Genomic DNA, 17,240 nt, shown 5'->3' on the forward strand with positions numbered 1-17,240 from the left:
TATTTGGTAAGGGCTTTTTTTGAATATCCTGAATCTCATACTCGTCATACTTTTAATTGCAGCTACGGCTTTTTTCGTTGTCGCCGAATTTGCGATCGTCAAAATCCGCGGCACAAAAATCGATCAGCTTGTTGAAAGCGGGGATAAGCGGGCGATTGCGGCCAAAAGAGTGGTGACAAATCTTGATGAATATTTGTCTGCCTGCCAGCTCGGCATTACCATCACCGCATTAGGGCTCGGCTGGCTCGGAGAATCGACATTCGAAAGGATCATCCATCCGCTTTTTGAACTATTTGGCCTGCCTGAATCCGTTTTAAGAGTGGCTTCGATTGTTACCGCCTTTGTCATCATTACATTTTTGCACGTTGTGGTCGGCGAGCTTGCGCCAAAAACGATTGCGATTCAAAAAGCGGAAGCCGTCAGCTTATGGACGGCGAAGCCGCTCATTTTGTTTTATAAAATCATGTTCCCGTTTATCAAACTGCTGAATGGCTCGGCCCGGCTGTTAACGAAGCTGTTCGGGTTCCATTCGGTTAAAGAGCATGAAGTGGCAATCAGTGAGGAAGAGCTGCGGCTTATGCTGTCTGAAAGCTATAAAAAAGGAGAAATCAACCAGTCTGAGTATAAATACGTCAACAAAATTTTTGAATTTGACAACAGACTGGCCCGGGAAATCATGGTGCCGAGAACGGAGATGGCTACCTTGTTGGCCGATCAATCCATAAAAGAAGCGATTGAAACCGTCATTAATGAACGCTATACGAGATATCCGGTCATTAAGGATGATAAAGATCATATTATCGGAATTGTCAACAGCAAGGATTTGTTTAAATCGTATTTTCTCGACGAGACGATTCCTTTAACGGACTTAATGAGGCCTGTCATCAGGGTGATTGAGAACATACCGATCCAGGAGCTCTTGATTCGCATGCAGAAGGAACGGATTCATATGGCCATTCTTGTTGATGAGTACGGTGGAACGGCAGGACTGGTTACGGTTGAAGACATATTGGAGGAAATCGTCGGGGAAATCAGGGATGAGTTTGATCAGGACGAAATGCCGCACATTATAAAAAAAGGCGAACACCATTATATTATGGACGGAAAGGCTTTAATCGACGAAGTGAATGACCTCCTTCATATCGCGATTGAAAACGAAGAAGTCGATACGATTGCTGGCTGGCTTCTGACGCAAAAGATGGAGCTGAAAAACGGTGACATCCTCAAAACTGAGGGATGCGAATTTAAAATTCTTGATGCTGAAGATCATCATATCCGTTTCATTGAAGTGAAAAAAACGGAATTTTAAAAAGACAGCTGCGGGCGACCGCGGCTGTTTTTTAGTTCGATGGCCGTTCTTTATTTCAATAAAATGGATATCTTTTCAAAGATAAGAGGATATATCTATGGAAATTCATGACTTTTTACGAATGTACTCCGTTTCGTTCTTTTTTATAATAGGGTGTATAAATATGAGGAGGTTTTCAATACGTGAGAAACAACCATTTGCTAAAAGCTATCCTGCTATGGGGAGCTGTATGTATCATGCTGCTGACGGGGCCGCTCTCAGCGCTTGCTGCTTCGTCATCAAACCCGTCGGATAAATTGTATTTTAAAAACAAAAAATACTACATATTCAACAATGTTTGGGGAGCCGACCAGGTCAGCGGCTGGTGGCAGACCATTTATCATAACAATGATTCAGACATGGGCTGGGTATGGAATTGGCCGAGCAATACAAGCACAGTAAAAGCTTATCCGTCGATCGTCAGCGGCTGGCATTGGACTGAAGGCTATACTGCGGGCAGCGGCTTCCCGACCCGATTGTCAGATCAAAAAAACATCAACACGAAAGTCAGCTATTCGATCAGTGCGAACGGCACGTACAATGCCGCATATGACATTTGGCTCCACAATACAAACAAGGCAAGCTGGGGTTCGGCTCCAACCGATGAGATTATGATCTGGCTCAATAACACAAATGCCGGACCTGCCGGTTCTTATGTCGAAACTGTTTCGATCGGCGGGCACAATTGGAAAGTATATAAAGGCTATATTGATGCTGGAAGCGGCAAAGGATGGAACGTGTTTTCATTTGTCAGAACGGCAAACACCCAACGTGCGAACCTGAATGTTCGGGATTTCACGAATTATCTTGCCGACTCCAAACATTGGCTTTCCAAAACAAAGTATGTCAGCAGTGTGGAATTCGGGACGGAAGTTTTCGGAGGCACAGGACAAATTAATATTTCCAATTGGGACGTAACAGTCCGCTGATGGATTCACACCGCTCTTTCACAAAAAGAGCGGTGTTTAATTTATTCCTAATGTTCTTTTTTAGGCGTTCGCAACTGAAATATTACGATACCATCCTTACGTATTGCCGTTTATCTTCATCCTGTATAACCACTCCAAGCTTTGCCAGGTCTTTGCGCAGAATTTTTGCTTCTTCATGTTTATTATCCAGTAAAGCTCGTTCTCTGGCTAAAAGTAGCGTATTGATATGCGAGGGAAAATCGGGGTGATCCGCAACCCAGCGTTGATACTCATTCTTAAAAGGATCTTCGTCTGCCCATTTATAGCCGTGATGTTTAAAAGCACTTTCTGCAAGGGCTCTCTTTGATTCAAGTTGTTCACGGTACAATTCAGTACCCTTATGATCAAGAACAACAAGATCCTTATTCTCAAGATAAACTGCAGAAATGTCTTTTTTCTCAATCACTTCTTCTTTCTCTTTAAACAACAGCTTCACATTTTGATCAGAGATGAACACCTGAAGAATTTCAGTGAAAATATATTGTGAAAAAAATAGGCCGGCAACGATTCCGATAACTGCAGCGATAATTGAAACCCAAAAATTGTTTAGTGATGTGATAAATTCCAAAGGCCCTTTAAAAGGAACGATTGGAATGGTCAATACCCAATCGGCTATAACAGGCAAAAACCATCCAAGAACAGCTCCTAAAACCGGTGGAATGATCCAATATAAGGTTTTCTCTATTTTAGATAATCCAATAATCGTTTCCTGATTCAAAATCTTTCACTGCCTTTCATCACATGACTGACTGCTGTTTCCCATATTTTTTTATAATCCATCTCGATTCCTAAAATCATAAAGTTACCCAAATTATCAATGATCAGGGCAAGGGAGTGTGCATTCACTTTGGTGTTTTTAGAAGAGATGACACCGAGTTCGACACCGTAAGAAAGCAAAGCTTCAAAACCTTCTAAGAATTGTTCCATGATAGATTTAAGCTTTTTCTCATACCTTGGTTTTTGTGCTGCACTTAAAACAAACTCGTGTACCACTTTTAAAGCAGGAGAGTTATGTTTATACTCTTCAAAATAGCGTATGCCGTCTGTTATTAATCGTTTTTTAAAGTTTTCCTTCGTGTACTCATTGATTGAAAAAAATTCAGAGAAATTGTGATCATCAAATACAATGTGAAATAGATAATCCACCAGCTCTTCTTTAGAAGGGAAATAATAGTAAATAGCCGGTTTAGAAATGCCGACTTCCGATGCAATCATTGAAAGGCTCGTGCCTTTTAGGCCGTGTTGGGCAATAAGAGTAAATGCTGCTTCAACAATCGCATCTTGGGTGTTCATTTTCTTTTTCATTGAAATCATCCTTAGCATAATCTGTATATTTATTTTACTTACCGATAGGTAAAAAAGCAACTGTAATTTATGCTTTACATATTCTGTATTAACAGATGCTCCGTTTCAAAAGGATTAAAGCTTCTTTCACCTACTCTTGCCATCACCCTTGCTGCCTTCAAAGGATTTATAAGCCGCAAAGCATATTTAGTATTGAGAAACGTATAATCGTTGGTATATCAAAGTTTATAGGATGTTTATGTTCGGAGTCTAAAAATATTTTATTCATATATCATAATGTCTTCACAACAAGGGGTGTTTGAATGACAAGGGCATGGTGGAAAGAGGCTGTCATATATCAAGTGTATCCGCGCAGTTTTATGGATTCGAACGGGGATGGCATCGGAGATATCAACGGGATCAGAGAGAAGCTTCCGTATATCAGGGAGCTCGGGGCAGATGCCATTTGGATTTGTCCGGTCTTTGATTCTCCCAATGCCGATAACGGTTATGACATCAGGGATTATCAAAGCATTATGCCGGAATTTGGCACGATGGACGACTTTGACGCTCTGCTGACTGAAGCGCATCAGCTCGGAATGAAACTGATCATCGATCTCGTCATCAATCATACGAGCGATGAACATCCATGGTTTATCGAATCAAGGGCAGAGCGGAATTCCGGGAAGCGGGACTGGTATATTTGGCAAGACGGAAAGGACGGGAGCGAACCGAACAACTGGGAAAGCATATTCGGCGGCTCAGCCTGGACCTATGACGAAAAAACAGAGCAATATTATCTGCACCTGTTTCACGAAAAGCAACCGGATCTGAATTGGGAAAACAGTGACATGCGAAGCGCTCTTTATGACATGATCAACTGGTGGCTTCAAAAAGGAATCGACGGGTTCAGGGTTGACGCGATTTCACACATTAAGAAAAAAGAAGGACTTCCGGATCTGCCGAATCCGGAAGGGCTCTCTTTTGTGCCTTCATTTGCTTATCATATGAATGTCGACGGGATTATAGCGTTATTGCAGGAACTAAAAGAAAATACGTTCGCCGGGTATCCCCATATCATGACAGTCGGCGAAGCAAACGGTGTCAGCGCTGAAGAAGCGGAGGACTGGGTTGGAGAATCAAACGGGATATTCAGCATGATTTTCCAATTTGAACACCTCGGTCTTTGGGGGATTGAAGGCGGAGAACTCGATCTCCCCGAACTCAAGCGGATATTGTCAAACTGGCAATCGGCTCTTGAGGGGAAAGGGTGGAACGCGCTTTTTATCGAAAATCATGATCAACCCCGGGCCGTTTCAGTCTGGGGAGATGACGGGAAATACAGAGTAGACAGCGCCAAGGCCTTAGCTGCGATGTATTTTTTGATGAAAGGCACCCCGTTTATTTATCAAGGGCAGGAAATCGGAATGACAAACGCGATTTTCTTCGAGATAGATGATTATGATGACGTATCGATTAAAAATGATTACCGGATTCAAAAAGAAAAGGGCCGCTCACACGAAGACATCATGAAGGCGGTTTGGAAAAAGAGCAGGGATCACGCCCGCACGCCGATGCAATGGACGGATCGGCCAAATGCCGGCTTTACTAAAGGAGAACCGTGGCTCTGCATGAACGAAAATTACAAGCTGATCAATACAGTTCATCAGCAGCATGACCCCCGGTCAGTCTATCATTTTTATAAACGGTTGATCGCGATCAGAAAGCGGTATGACGTCTTCATCGACGGATCATATGAACTGCTCTTGCCTGAGGACCGGCAGATTTTCGCATACTTGCGAAAGCTTCGGGAAGAAACGGCCATCGTGATCGTCAACCTTAGCGCGCGCCAGGCGTATTACCACCATCCCGCATACCCGTTATGTACGGACGGACTGCTGCTGTCAAATGCTGATATCAACGCGCACAAGCACCTTACATCTTTTGTGATGAAGCCTTATGAGGCGCGCGTTTACATGATCAGACAGGAAATCGGCGATTTATAACGAATAGAGAAAGGGTGCCAGGAAAGGAGCGGATTCATATGTTGAAAAAAATACAGATTCAAACAAACCGGCGCGATGAAATGCTTGATATTACAAATGACGTCCAAAGATTCGTTTCAGAAAATGGCGTTTCCAGCGGCACTGTTATTGTCTACTGTCCGCATACAACGGCAGGCATTACGATTAATGAAAATGCCGACCCCGATGTTAAACGCGATATGCTGAGACGGTTCGATGAAGTGTATCCGTGGGAACATGAGCTTGACCGCCATATGGAAGGGAATACCGCGGCGCATTTGAAAGCGAGCACGGTCGGGGCATCGCAACATATGATCATTGAAGGGGGCAGGCTTGTCCTCGGGACTTGGCAGGGTATATATTTTTGCGAGTTCGACGGCCCGAGGCACCGGACATGCTATTTTAAAATCACAGCCGATTGAAAGGAGAAAATAAAATGAATCAGTTCATGGAACGTCTCTCTTTATCAAAGCCTGTGATCCAGGCGCCGATGGCGGGTGGACCGACAACACCAAGGCTCGCCGCCGCCGTATCAGATTGCGGCGGCTTAGGCAGCCTTGCATCCGGCTATTTGACGCCGGAAGTTCTTCAACAACAGATTCTGGAGACTAAAAAGCTGACATCAGCCGGGTTTCAAGTCAACCTCTTCATTCCGGAAAAACGGGAAAACGTCAGACGGGAAGAGTATGAAGGGTGGAAAGAGAAGATACCTTATGCACGTTCGGCTTCACCCGTGCCAGAAGAGAAACACGATTGGGACGATTTTTACGAGAAAATCGAAATCATTTTAAGGGAAGGGGTCAGCGCCGTTTCATTTACGTTTGGCCCGCCGCCGGCCGATGCCGTCAAAGAACTGAAAGACCGAAACTGCTGTTTAATGGGCACCGCCGTTTCGGTTGAAGAAGCCTTGATGCTTGAAGAATTGGGGATGGATGTCATCGTTGTTCAAGGAAGTGAAGCTGGCGGCCACAGGGGTGCCTTTTTGAAAACGAAGGGAGAACCCGCTGTCGGCTCGATGGCTTTAATTCCCCAAGCGGCAGATCATGTGTCGGTTCCGATTATTGCAGCGGGCGGCATTTTTGACAAAAGAGGTGTTGCGGCAGCTTTTGCCCTCGGCGCACAGGGCGTTCAAATCGGCACCGCTTTTTTGACGTGCGAAGAAAGCGGAACACACCCTGCATACAAACAAAAATTGCTCGAAGCGGTTGAAACAGACACAAGGCTGACCCGTTTGTTCTCAGGGAAGCCGGCAAGAGGCATCGTCAATCAATGGATGGAAGACAGGCGCCCGGACGAAGCTGAAGCGCTGCCTTATCCTCTGCAAAATACGCTGACGCAGCCGATGAGAAAACAGGCGAAGCTTGAAGGGAATCCGGACGGCATGTCATTGTGGTCCGGGCAGGGCGTGCGGGCCTCCGTCCGGCTAACGACGGTGAAGGAGCTGATGGATCAGCTTGCGCCTGCCGATGTGCTATCTGATCATTTGTATTAATGCAGGAATATCAACCCGTGTCACTTGAGAAAGCAGATAGGCGGACGTCTGTGCATGAGGCTTTCTCAGCCCGTTCAGTTTTTCAATGATCGTTTCGCCGCTTAAGATCCCCAGACCGTGTGCCGCATAGAGATTATTTTCAAGTAAAATAGCGTTTTCTCCGCGCCACTGCGGTCTTTCGGGATCGAATTCAGGGTTCTTGAAATACAGGCAGTCTCCCGGAAGGTAGTCGTTCCCCTTATCTGTATAGATCGGCAGCCGCTCATAATGCCAATCGTATAAAATGATTCTTTGATAATTCCGGTCAAATGTCTGATCGCCGATCGTTTTGAGGAGCGCCATATAAAAAATGATGACAATCGCAGTTGCGCACTCAAAAGCATAAAGAGAGCCGCTTTCGAAAATATTTCGAATCGCCTTTGAAGCCGGCGCTCTGTACTTCAACTCCAAAGCCCCCTCAGGCGTCACCCTCCAAAACTCTTCATTCCCGTATGTCTTTGAAAAGGTGGCAAACTTTGCTCCGCTGTTGATCAGCTCTCTGGCTGATTCGACGGTATGCACTCTGAATCTCAGCTCAAATAACAGTTCTGAGATTGAACCGTATCTATATCTGGACGGCATGGCCAGCATCCGGTTGGCAATGTCTCTCTGCGTCTGACTGACATTCAGTTTTTCGATATCCTCAGGACGGAGCCAGTAGCCCGAAACACTTATCATAGGATACACCCTTTTCCCTTTTTTATTAGCGTATGCCTGATGCTTGGGCAGGAAAACGGTCTAATTTTCCGCTTTTTTTACTTAAAAAATAGACCCCGTCTCCGATAAAAGTAGAGAAAGGGGAATCACACATGAAAAAGCTTTTAAATTGGATGAAACGGCCTTCTATTTCTAAAAAATTAATTTTTTCATTTATATTCATTTTAACAATTCCGATCTTGGTTCTTTCGGCTACTTCATATTTTACGGCCAGCAGCACGCTTGAGGATGAGATTTTGAGAAGTGCGAAAGACAATATCGATGAACTGAACGACATCATTCAGCAAGATATCGGCAGCAAGGAGACTTCTATTGCGTATTTCAGCGAATGGATTGATCAAAAAGCGTACAAAGAGAAAGGGCAGACCGCCATTAAACAGCGGTTTGAGCAATTTGCAAAACAAAATCCCGACGTCGAACTCGTATTCACCGGTTCGGAGGATAGCGTTTACGCACAATATCCGAATGCTCCATTGCCTGACGGGTATGACCCGGTAGAACGCGACTGGTACAAACAGGCTGTCCAGGAAAAAGGGAAAACGATTGTAACTGAACCTTATGAGTCTGCATCAACAGGCCATATGGTCGTCACGATCGCCAAGCAGAACAAAGACGGATCAGGCGTAGTCGCCCTTGACTTAAACATTGACAAGCTGATCAAATCGGCAAACAGCATCAGCATCGGAAAAACCGGCTATGCATTCATCATCGGCGAAGGGAAAACGTATGTCGCCCATCCGAAAATGAAAGCCGGCACAGAAGCAGAAGCCGATCTGACAGAGCAGATGTTCAGCAAAGAGAGCGGCTTGTTCACATTTAATGAAAAAGGCAAAGAAAAGAAAACGGTCTTCACGACCAATAAACTAACAGGCTGGAAAATCGGCGGAGAGATGAATACAGCAGAGATTAAAGACGCTGCACAGCCTGTGCTTCACATGGCAGTCATGACATTGGCAGGCGCGATTATTCTGGGCGGCATTCTTGTTTACTTTATCGTCCGCGCGATCAGCAAGCCTTTAAATCAACTCGTCTCTTCTGCAAAAAGCATCAGTGAAGGAGATCTGACACAAAAAATCGATGTCCGCTCCAGAGACGAATTCGGACAGCTGGGCGCAAGCTTCAACGAAATGGCTGACTCATTGCGTTCGCTGATCAGCACAATTCAGGAATCGGTCGACAATGTGGCATCTTCATCAGAGCAGCTGACGGCAAGCGCCGACCAGACAAGTAAAGCGACGGAGCACATTACATTAGCCATCGAGCGGTTCTCAAGCGGCGCTGAAAGTCAAAATGAAAAAGTCGAAGCGAGCTCACAGCGGCTCAGCCAAATGAATGACAAGCTGAATGAAATCGCAGGCGTATCGGAATCGATTACAGAATCCTCGGGTAAATCGACGGAAATTGCCGAAACAGGCGGAGAGCTCGTCCAACAAACCGTCGGGCAGATGAATTCGATCAACAAGTCCGTCAGACAGGCCGAACAGGTTGTCAAAGGGCTAGAAGCGAAATCGAAAGATATCACCGCGATCCTGCGCGTCATAAACGGAATCGCTGATCAAACGAATTTACTGGCGCTGAACGCCGCCATCGAGGCAGCGCGGGCCGGCGAATCAGGCAGAGGATTCTCGGTTGTCGCTGAAGAAGTCAGAAAGCTTGCGGCCCAATCAGCAGGATCGGCAAAAGAAATCGAAGAGTTGATTCAGGATATCGTCAAGGAAATCGAACATTCGCTCAACATGTTCAAATCGGTCAACCAAGAAGTACAGTCAGGGCTCGAAATTACGGAAGAAACGGAAACGAGTTTTAAACATATTTACGACATGACGAACGAAATCGCAGGCAAGCTGCAGACGATGAACGCCGCCGTAGAGCATTTGTCAACAGGTTCTCACGAAATATCCGACGCGGTCGAAGAGATCGCCGACGTATCGCGTGAAAGCTCTGCCGGCATTCAAGACATCGCTGCTTCAGCGGAAGAACAGCTGGCTTCAATGGAAGAAATCAGCTCATCCGCTGCGACGCTCGAACAAATGGCTGAAGAACTGCGCGACTTAACGAAAAAGTTTACAATTTGATGAAAAGAGGCTGCTGGTCAGCCTCTTTTTTAAGAATCTTCAGAAATACTTTTTAAAGTTTTTTAATATGCAAAAGTAAATGAAAGCTCCGATATTAGTTTCATAATCTAGAAGCTAAAGGAGTTATATCAAATGAAAAAGGTATTGGACTGGCTTAAACGTCCGTCTATCTCAAAAAGGCTGTTTTTCAGCTTTATATTGGTTTTAACTTTGCCGATTTTGGCCTTATCCTATAGTGCGTACCAAACGGCGGGAAGCTCTCTTGAAACGGAAATCATGAGAAGCGCGCGCGATAATGTCGAACAGCTGAATGAGATCATAGACCAGAATATCGGAAAGAAAGAGCAGGCCGTCTCTTTTTTCAGCGGCTGGGTGAGTGAAAAGCTTTATCAAGAAAAAGGGAACGCATCACTTGTAGAGAGATTCGAGCAGTACGCCAAGCTGAACCAGGATGTGGAAGCGATCTACACAGGTTCAAAAGACGGCAAGTTCATCCGCTATCCCGCTGAAAAAATGGCGAAAGATTATAACCCGGCGGATAGGGACTGGTATAAGCAAGCCGTTGAAAATAAAGGAAAAGTGATCATCACAAACCCTTATAAAACGGCGTCAACCGGAACGATGGTCGTTACGATTGCAAAGCAGACGGAGGACGGCTCAGGGGTTGTTGCCGTTAACATGAAAATCGATGAACTTATCAAAGCGACAGAACGCGTCAACATCGGAAAAAGCGGCTTTGCGTTTATCTCAAGCAATGATAAAAAATATGTCGCTCATCCGAAGATCGAAGCCGGAACCGAAGGCAAAGGCGACTGGGTTACAAAAATGTACGGCAGTGAAAAAGGTGATTTTCAATATACATTTGAAGGAAAAGAAAAGAGAATGGCCTTTACGACGAACAAGCTGACCGGCTGGAAAATCGGCGGAACGATGTTCACGGATGAGATATCAGAGGCTGCTCAGCCTGTCTTCCACATGGCGATCATCATTTTGGCAGCCGCGATCGTGCTCGGCGGGATTCTCATCTACTTCATTATCCGCGGAATCAGCAAGCCGTTAAGCGAGCTCGTGTCATCCGCAAAGAGCATCAGTGGCGGCGACTTGACACAAAAAATCGCAGTCCGTTCAAAAGACGAATTCGGTCAGCTCGGTACAAGCTTTAATGAAATGGCCGAATCGCTGCGCTCTTTAATCAGCGTCATTCAATCATCAGTTGACAATGTAGCTTCTTCATCTGAAGAGCTTCATGCCAGCGCAGAGCAGACAAGCAAAGCGACTGAGCATATTACAATGGCCATTGAACAATTTTCTGACGGTAATGAAAGCCAGAAAGAAAAAGTCGAAGCAAGCTCGCATCAGCTGAATGAAATGAACGACGGGTTATATGACATGTCAAAAACTTCAGCCGCGATTACTGATGCATCGCTGAAATCGACTGAGATTGCAGGCAAAGGGGAAGAGCTTGTTCAGAAGACGGTCGGCCAAATGAACTCGATCGATCGGTCTGTCAAGCAAGCGGAAGCGGTCGTCAAAGGGCTCGAAGCCAAATCAAAAGACATCACAAGCATTTTGCGTGTGATTAACGGAATCGCCGATCAAACGAATCTGCTCGCGCTCAATGCAGCGATCGAAGCGGCAAGGGCCGGGGAATCGGGCCGCGGCTTCTCGGTAGTGGCTGAAGAAGTCAGGAAGCTCGCCGCACAATCCGCCGGTTCGGCGAAGGAAATTGAACATTTAATTCAGGAAATCGTCAAGGAAATCGACAACTCCCTGAACATGTTCAAATCGGTCAATCATGAAGTACAGTCAGGACTTCGAATCACAGATGAAACAGAGACAAGCTTCAAAACGATTTACGATATGACCAATGATATTGCAGGCAAGCTGCAGACGATGAATGCCGCTGTCGAACAATTGACGCAAGGTTCCCGCCAAGTCGCGGGCGCGGTCGAAGAAATCGCTGATGTATCGAAAGAAAGTTCGGCAAGCATTCAGGACATCGCCGCTTCAGCCGAGGAACAGCTCGCTTCTATGGAAGAGATCAGCGCATCTTCCACCACATTGGCGGAGCTGGCTGAAGAACTGCGTGATTTGACACGGAAATTTAAGATTGAATAGCTTTAAAACATCCGGTTTTCCTCCGGATGTTTTTTTAGTTATTTTAGACTATAAAAAGTTATAAAACGCGTATAAAAACTTTTAAAAGAATCCGATATTAGAAATATAACAGAAAAGAGGAGTCAACAATTCTATGGAAAATATTATAAATTGGGTGAAACGTCCCTCCATTGCAAAGAAATTAATTCTTTCATTCTTGCTTATTTTAACTGTTCCAATCATCGTCCTCTCCTATAGCGCGTATCAAACGGCAAGCAGTACGCTTGACGGAGAAATCATGGACAATGCGCGCGAAAACGTTAATCAGCTGAACGAAATCATCAATCAGAATATCAGCCAGAAAACAAATGCCATGTCCTATTTCAGCGGGTTCATTAAAGAAAACTCTTTTAAAGGAAAAGAAAGTGACGCTTTAAAAGTGAAATTCGAACAGTTCGCCAAGCTCCATCCCGATGTGGAAGGGATCTTTACCGGATCAAAGGACGGAAAGTTCATCCGCTACCCGGATCAGGAAATGCCGAGCGGATATAATCCGGTAGAGCGGGACTGGTATAAAAAAGCCGCCGAACACAAGGGCGAAGTCATTATTACAGACCCTTACAAAACGGCGTCAACCGGAACGATGGTTATCACCATCGCCAAGATGCATGAAGACGGATCCGGCGTGGTCGCCGTCAATATGAAAATCGAAGAGCTCATTAAAGCGACAGAACGTGTGACCATCGGGAAAAAAGGCTTTGCCTTTATCACCAGTGCCGATAAAAAGTTTGTCGCCCACCCGAAACATGATGCGGGCTCAGACATCGAAGGCAGCTGGGTTGAAAAAGTATACGCCAATGACAAAGGAACAATCAAATATACGTCTGACGGCGAAAAGCAGATGGCATTCGCGACTAATAAACTGACCGGCTGGAAAATCGGCGGAACCATGTATATCACTGAACTAAAAGAAGCGTCACAGCCTGTGTTGAATGCAGCTTTGATTACGTTGGGCGTCAGCATCATCATCGGTGTGCTTCTGATGATTTTCATCATCAGATCGATCACAGGTCCGCTCCGCGAACTCGTTTCCTCTGCGAAAAGCATCAGCGGAGGCGACTTGACGCAAAAAATCACTGTCCGTTCAAAAGATGAAATCGGACAGCTCGGATCAAGCTTCAACGAAATGGCCGAATCGCTGAGCTCTTTAATCAGCGTCATTCAGACATCAGTTGAAAACGTCGCTTCTTCGTCAGAGCAGCTGACCGCGAGCGCGGATCAGACAAGCAAGGCGACAGAACATATTACATCTGCGATCGAACAATTTTCAAACGGAAACGAAAGCCAAAACGAGAAAGTGGAAGTCAGTGCACAGCAGCTGGCTGACATGAACAGCCAATTGCATGAAATGTCCAAAGTTTCAGCATCGATTACAGAATCATCCATTCAATCGACGGACATTGCCGGTACAGGCGGAGAGCTTGTTCAAAAAACGGTCGGACAAATGAATTCCATCGATCATTCCGTTAAACAGGCAGAATCCGTCGTGAAAGGACTTGAAAGCAAGTCAAAAGACATTACGGCAATCCTGCGGGTGATCAACGGCATCGCAGATCAGACGAATTTGCTCGCGTTGAACGCTGCAATTGAAGCCGCAAGAGCCGGTGAAGCCGGGAGAGGGTTTTCAGTAGTGGCTGAAGAGGTGCGCAAACTGGCTGAGCAATCCGCCTCATCGGCAAAAGAAATCGAAGCGCTCATTCAGGAAATCGTCAATGAGATCGGAAAGTCGCTGGACATGTTCCAGGACGTCAACCGTGAAGTACAGTCGGGACTTACCATCACAGATGAAACAGATACAAGCTTTAAGCAGATTTATGACATGACAAACGAAATCGCGGGCAAGCTGCAGACGATGAATGCGGCAGTTGAAGAGCTGTCAGAAGGGTCACAGCATGTCGCGGGAGCGGTTGAAGAAATTGCAGACGTATCGCGTGAAAGCTCAGGAAGCATTCAAGACATCGCCGCTTCGGCTGAAGAACAGCTCGCTTCAATGGAAGAAATCAGTTCTTCTGCGGCTACGCTTGAACAAATGGCTGAAGAACTGCGCGATTTGACGAAAAAATTTAAGATTGACTAAACATCAGGCTGCCGGCGATCCGGTAGCCTTTTACGCGGGAAAAGCATTTTTAAAAAGGGACGGGGAAGGGGATAAATAGGTTTAAACAGACTGTCATCTATCGTACACTGGTTGTACAGGAGGGATAAATCATGCGACTGGAAGGCAAGAAAGTGATCGCGCTTGTCAGCGATGACTTCGAAGATTTAGAACTGTGGTATCCAGTTTTAAGGCTGAGAGAAGAAGGCGCGATCGTACACCTCATTGGTGAAAAAGCGGATCATGAATATAAGGGCAAATACGGCGTACCTGCTGTCTCTGATTATGAGCTGAAAAGTGTGAATATTGAGGAATACGACGCAGTTCTGGTTCCGGGAGGCTGGGCGCCTGACAAGCTCAGAAGATATCCCGAGGTACTGGAGATGATTCGGTGGTTCAACGAAAGGAAGAAGCCTATCGGGCAAATCTGCCATGCCGGCTGGGTGCTGATTTCCGCAGGAATATTGGAAGGCAGGAAGGTCACAAGCACACCTGGGATCAAAGACGATATGGAAAATGCCGGAGCGGTATGGGTAAATGAAGCAGCGGTCGTCGACGGTCATATCGTGTCAAGCCGCCGCCCGCCGGACCTGCCGATCTATGTCAAAGCCTTTGCCGATCTTTTGGCGCAATCCTAAAACAAATGATCCGCCCGTTCATTCGAATCGAGGCGGCTCATTTTTTATTTTTGATCAGCGGGGAAAACGAGACCGATCTGTTTGCGGGCTTCATCCATGACAGCCAAGGTGTTGATAGAGCGTTCAAATGTGTTGAGCGAAGACTCGATCCGCCCTTGTTTAATTAAATGAATGAATTCCTCTGTTTCATAAAACATGGCCGGTTTGTCATCCGGCAGCGTAAGATGTTCAACCCGTCCGTCCCGATAGCGGATGTCGACTTTTTCAGGTCGGTGGATTTTATCAATGACGATAGAGCCTTCCTCCCCTTGAATTTCAGCAGGAGTGAAGGAATTGGAGATTTTCGAGTGCATCAAAACAGCTTCATGCTCCTTGTATTTTAACAGCACTGTTCCTTCACCGTCCGCCCCCGACTCAAGGATCAGCCCGTTTGCTTTTACTTCGAGGGGCTTGCCGAACAGGACGATCGCGGGATGGACGCAATAGACGCCGATATCCATCAGGGAACCGTTCGATAAAGCCGGGTTAAATGCGTTTAAGATGGTTCCGTTTCTATAGGCGTCATAGCGGGAAGAGTATTGACAGTAGCTGGCTGTAAAACGGCGGACTTTGCCGATTTTGTGCAGGTTGCGTTCGATGTTTTTAAAATTCGGAAGAAATGTCGTTTTCATCGCTTCCATAAATGTCACGCGGTGTTCCTGCGCTGTTTTTACCATTTCTTCCGCTTCTTTGACATGGGACGCAAGCGGTTTTTCGCACAGGACGTGCTTTCCGCTTTTCATGAATGTGACGGCCTGTTCTTTATGTAAAGAGTTGGGACTTGCGATATATACCGCATCAATAACATCGCTCTCAGCCATTTCGCTGATATCGGTAAAAACCGCCTCGGCCCCGTATTTTTGCGCGAATTCACGTCCGCGCTCCCCGCTCCTTGAATATACCGCGGTTAATTGAAAATCGCCGACCAAACGGGCCGCTTCAAGAAACCGGTCGGTGATCCAATTTGTTCCGACTACCCCGAACCGTATCATGCTATTTTCCCCTTTCGCTGTAGGATATGTTTATTATACAGTGTTTTCTTTTGCCGGCGAAAGACAAAAAGCCGGAAGCACCGGCGTATATGTATATCATCAATAAACATTTGCAAGCGGAAAAAAAGACCAATAGCAATGGTTTTATTTTTAGTATGAGGAGTAATAGTGTACAATTTAATGTATAAAACCAACGTTAATGGAGGATCGCCATGGACTCTTTGAATATGTGGGGCGGCAGATTTAAGAAGTTTTTTTTAGACAATAAATTCGTTTTGTTTCTGCTCGTTCTGCTCTTGATCGGATTGAACATCCTTGTATTTACAAAAGCATCGTTTATTTTCACGCCTTTCATCGTCCTTGTGGAAACCATCGCTCTGCCTGTCGTACTGACAGGTGTCGTTTATTATTTGTTAAATCCGATCGTTGATTTTCTAGAGCGGAAAAATGTGAAAAGGATTTATTCGATTCTTCTTCTCTATATCGTGATCATCGGTCTGATCACGATTTTGATCGTCTCCGTTATCCCGCTGTTAAGGGAACAGATCACAAGCCTTGTCGATAATTTCCCAAGGTATGTCCACATTGTGGAAGACCAAATTAAACAGCTGATCGGAAGCCAGTTTTTTAATCAAGTCCAGCAGACGCTGAACATCAATCTGACCGATTTGGCAAGCAAATTATCCGATCAAGCCACCACAATTTTAAACAGCACATTTACCGGAGTGGGAACGTTCATAGGCGCTGTTACAGAAGTCGTGATTTCAATTGTGACCGTGCCGTTTATCCTGTTTTACTTATTGAAAGATGGTAAAAAACTGCCGCTCTTTATTTTGAAGCTCGTACCGGTCCGCTTGCGGGAACAGACGTATGTGATGATGTCCGAGATGAATCACCGGCTCAGTTCGTATATCAGGGGGCAGATCATCGTCAGCTTCTGTATCGGCTGCCTATTGTTTATCGGATATATGATCATCGGTCTTGATTACGCTTCCTTATTGGCCCTTGTGGCGGCGTGTACGAGCATCGTTCCGTATCTCGGACCGACGATTGCGATCACGCCGGCAATCATTATTGCCCTGGTTACTTCCCCGTTTATGCTTGTGAAGCTGATCATCGTATGGACTGTGGTGCAGCTGTTTGAAGGAAAATTTATTTCGCCGCAAATTATGGGAAAAAACCTGCACATCCATCCGGTAACGATCATCTTTGTGCTGCTGACGGCAGCCAAGCTGTTCGGCGTGATCGGCGTCATTCTCGCCATCCCCGGATACGCGGTCATCAAAGTGGTGGTCACGCATTTGTTTGAATGGTTTAAACAGCGTTCACACCTTTATGAAAAAAACGAAGAAGTCTAAATCCCGCTTGCATA

The 17,240-nt window shown here is 45.7% G+C and carries 14 protein-coding genes; 10 read left to right on the plus strand and 4 right to left on the minus strand.

From position 1 onward, the window contains the following. Positions 1-19 precede the first annotated feature (19 nt). Both M1D90_RS04990 and M1D90_RS04995 read left to right on the plus strand, forming a co-directional pair. Entirely contained in the window at positions 20-1,309 is a 1,290-nt protein-coding gene (locus tag M1D90_RS04990; protein ID WP_020452754.1) for a hemolysin family protein, read from the plus strand. A 182-nt stretch (positions 1,310-1,491) separates the two neighbouring features. Further along, a complete protein-coding gene (locus tag M1D90_RS04995) occupies positions 1,492-2,277 on the plus strand; it encodes a GH12 family glycosyl hydrolase domain-containing protein (protein WP_020452753.1) in 786 nt (261 codons plus the stop codon). Between the two features lie 82 nt (positions 2,278-2,359). Here the strand turns inward: M1D90_RS04995 and M1D90_RS05000 are convergent, their stop codons facing one another. Together M1D90_RS05000 and M1D90_RS05005 are read right to left on the minus strand one after the other, a co-directional pair. Beyond that, positions 2,360-3,034, minus strand: coding sequence for a YqeB family protein (locus M1D90_RS05000; RefSeq protein WP_023856124.1), 675 nt, complete (start codon positions 3,032-3,034; stop codon positions 2,360-2,362). Then, a complete protein-coding gene (locus tag M1D90_RS05005) occupies positions 3,031-3,621 on the minus strand; it encodes a TetR/AcrR family transcriptional regulator (protein ID WP_016886099.1) in 591 nt (196 codons plus the stop codon). The genes M1D90_RS05000 and M1D90_RS05005 overlap by 4 nt, the downstream gene beginning before the upstream one ends. 302 nt (positions 3,622-3,923) lie before the next feature. Between M1D90_RS05005 and M1D90_RS05010 the strand changes: the two genes are divergently transcribed. The 3 genes from M1D90_RS05010 to M1D90_RS05020 are packed head-to-tail and all read left to right on the plus strand — an operon-like array spanning position 3,924 to position 7,116. Next, positions 3,924-5,606, plus strand: coding sequence for a glycoside hydrolase family 13 protein (locus M1D90_RS05010; protein ID WP_023856123.1), 1,683 nt, complete (start codon positions 3,924-3,926; stop codon positions 5,604-5,606). Positions 5,607-5,644: 38 nt separating this feature from the next. Next, positions 5,645-6,046: a secondary thiamine-phosphate synthase enzyme YjbQ gene (locus M1D90_RS05015; RefSeq protein ID WP_023856122.1), complete on the plus strand. Its 402-nt coding sequence runs from the start codon at positions 5,645-5,647 to the stop codon at positions 6,044-6,046. Positions 6,047-6,060: 14 nt separating this feature from the next. Beyond that, a complete protein-coding gene (locus M1D90_RS05020; RefSeq protein WP_023856121.1) occupies positions 6,061-7,116 on the plus strand; it encodes a nitronate monooxygenase in 1,056 nt (351 codons plus the stop codon). Here the strand turns inward: M1D90_RS05020 and M1D90_RS05025 are convergent. Beyond that, entirely contained in the window at positions 7,096-7,833 is a 738-nt protein-coding gene (locus M1D90_RS05025; protein WP_020452748.1) for a protein-glutamine gamma-glutamyltransferase, read from the minus strand. The genes M1D90_RS05020 and M1D90_RS05025 overlap by 21 nt on opposite strands. 152 nt (positions 7,834-7,985) lie before the next feature. On the opposite strand from M1D90_RS05025, the gene tlpB (M1D90_RS05030) reads away from it, so the two are divergent. The 4 genes from tlpB (M1D90_RS05030) (at position 7,986) to M1D90_RS05045 (ending at position 14,837) form a co-directional block, all read left to right on the plus strand. After that, a complete protein-coding gene (gene tlpB, locus M1D90_RS05030; protein WP_438367174.1) occupies positions 7,986-9,947 on the plus strand; it encodes a methyl-accepting chemotaxis protein TlpB in 1,962 nt (653 codons plus the stop codon). Between the two features lie 132 nt (positions 9,948-10,079). Then, positions 10,080-12,065: a methyl-accepting chemotaxis protein TlpB gene (tlpB, locus tag M1D90_RS05035; RefSeq protein ID WP_026580033.1), complete on the plus strand. Its 1,986-nt coding sequence runs from the start codon at positions 10,080-10,082 to the stop codon at positions 12,063-12,065. Positions 12,066-12,198: 133 nt separating this feature from the next. After that, positions 12,199-14,181, plus strand: coding sequence for a methyl-accepting chemotaxis protein TlpB (gene tlpB / locus M1D90_RS05040; protein WP_020452745.1), 1,983 nt, complete (start codon positions 12,199-12,201; stop codon positions 14,179-14,181). Positions 14,182-14,312: 131 nt separating this feature from the next. After that, a complete protein-coding gene (locus M1D90_RS05045; protein ID WP_025809689.1) occupies positions 14,313-14,837 on the plus strand; it encodes a type 1 glutamine amidotransferase domain-containing protein in 525 nt (174 codons plus the stop codon). Positions 14,838-14,881: 44 nt separating this feature from the next. Here the strand turns inward: M1D90_RS05045 and M1D90_RS05050 are convergent, their stop codons facing one another. Next, entirely contained in the window at positions 14,882-15,868 is a 987-nt protein-coding gene (locus tag M1D90_RS05050; protein ID WP_144498826.1) for a Gfo/Idh/MocA family protein, read from the minus strand. A gap of 212 nt (positions 15,869-16,080) precedes the next feature. Between M1D90_RS05050 and M1D90_RS05055 the strand changes: the two genes are divergently transcribed. Next, positions 16,081-17,226, plus strand: a complete 1,146-nt coding sequence (locus M1D90_RS05055; protein WP_020452742.1) for an AI-2E family transporter — start codon at positions 16,081-16,083, stop codon at positions 17,224-17,226. The last annotated feature ends 14 nt before the right edge of the window (positions 17,227-17,240 follow it).

It is taken from the genome of Bacillus sp. JZ34 (assembly GCF_053903205.1).

Coding starts and splice junctions, on each gene's coding strand:
- M1D90_RS05005 (WP_016886099.1), bottom strand. CDS start 3,621: ATGAAAAAGAAAATGAACACCCAAGATGCGATTGTTGAAGCAGCATTT.
- M1D90_RS05010 (WP_023856123.1), top strand. CDS start 3,924: ATGACAAGGGCATGGTGGAAAGAGGCTGTCATATATCAAGTGTATCCG.
- M1D90_RS05015 (WP_023856122.1), top strand. CDS start 5,645: ATGTTGAAAAAAATACAGATTCAAACAAACCGGCGCGATGAAATGCTT.
- M1D90_RS05020 (WP_023856121.1), top strand. CDS start 6,061: ATGAATCAGTTCATGGAACGTCTCTCTTTATCAAAGCCTGTGATCCAG.
- M1D90_RS05025 (WP_020452748.1), bottom strand. CDS start 7,833: ATGATAAGTGTTTCGGGCTACTGGCTCCGTCCTGAGGATATCGAAAAA.
- tlpB (WP_438367174.1), top strand. CDS start 7,986: ATGAAACGGCCTTCTATTTCTAAAAAATTAATTTTTTCATTTATATTC.
- tlpB (WP_026580033.1), top strand. CDS start 10,080: ATGAAAAAGGTATTGGACTGGCTTAAACGTCCGTCTATCTCAAAAAGG.
- tlpB (WP_020452745.1), top strand. CDS start 12,199: ATGGAAAATATTATAAATTGGGTGAAACGTCCCTCCATTGCAAAGAAA.
- M1D90_RS05045 (WP_025809689.1), top strand. CDS start 14,313: ATGCGACTGGAAGGCAAGAAAGTGATCGCGCTTGTCAGCGATGACTTC.
- M1D90_RS05050 (WP_144498826.1), bottom strand. CDS start 15,868: ATGATACGGTTCGGGGTAGTCGGAACAAATTGGATCACCGACCGGTTT.
- M1D90_RS05055 (WP_020452742.1), top strand. CDS start 16,081: ATGGACTCTTTGAATATGTGGGGCGGCAGATTTAAGAAGTTTTTTTTA.